Origin of the sequence: Duganella qianjiadongensis (assembly GCF_009857915.1) — a bacterium.
GTDB lineage: Bacteria > Pseudomonadota > Gammaproteobacteria > Burkholderiales > Burkholderiaceae_D > Rugamonas > Rugamonas qianjiadongensis.
Map to the genome: position 1 here is coordinate 1 of NZ_WWCM01000071.1, position 572 is coordinate 572.

The window sequence follows — 572 nt, forward strand, 5'->3', positions numbered from 1 at the left end:
CGGCGTTCGACCTTGAGGTGCAGATGCAGTGCCCTGATGCGCGGGTGGTCTATGACCTGTTTCACGTGATTGCCAAATACGGTCGGGAAGTCATCGACCGTGTGCGGGTCGACGAGGCAAATCGGCACAAGCAGAACTTGCCGATGCGCCGGGTCGTCAAACGGGCGCGCTGGCTACTACTGCGCAACCGGGAAAATGTGCCTGAGGAGCAGCAACCGAAACTGGATGAATTGCTGGCCGCCAATCAAGCCCTGATGACGGTCTATGTGATGAAAGCAAGCCTAAAAGAGCTATGGCAAGCCGAATCTGCTTGGCAATGGCGCAAAGCGTGGCGCTCGTGGCTGAGCATGGCGCGCACCAGCGAGATCGAACCGCTGACGAAATTCGCCAATAAGTTGGCTAATTATTGGCGAGGAATCGTTGCGAGAGTGCGCTGGCCCATGCATACGGGGCAGCTCGAAGGGATAAACAATCGCATTAAGGTCATGAAACGGATTGCCTACGGCTACAGAGACAGCGCATTCTTCTTCTTGAAAATCAAAGCTGCGTTTCCCGGTAATCCGTGAAGAACC

Annotated in this window: 1 protein-coding gene; it reads left to right on the forward strand. The window is 55.2% G+C overall.

Going from position 1 to position 572, the window contains the following annotated elements; translation table 11 throughout:
- A partial coding sequence (locus GTP27_RS23310) for a transposase (RefSeq protein ID WP_161041464.1) occupies positions 1-566 on the forward strand: 566 nt, incomplete at its 5' end.
- Between the last annotated feature and the right edge of the window lie 6 nt (positions 567-572).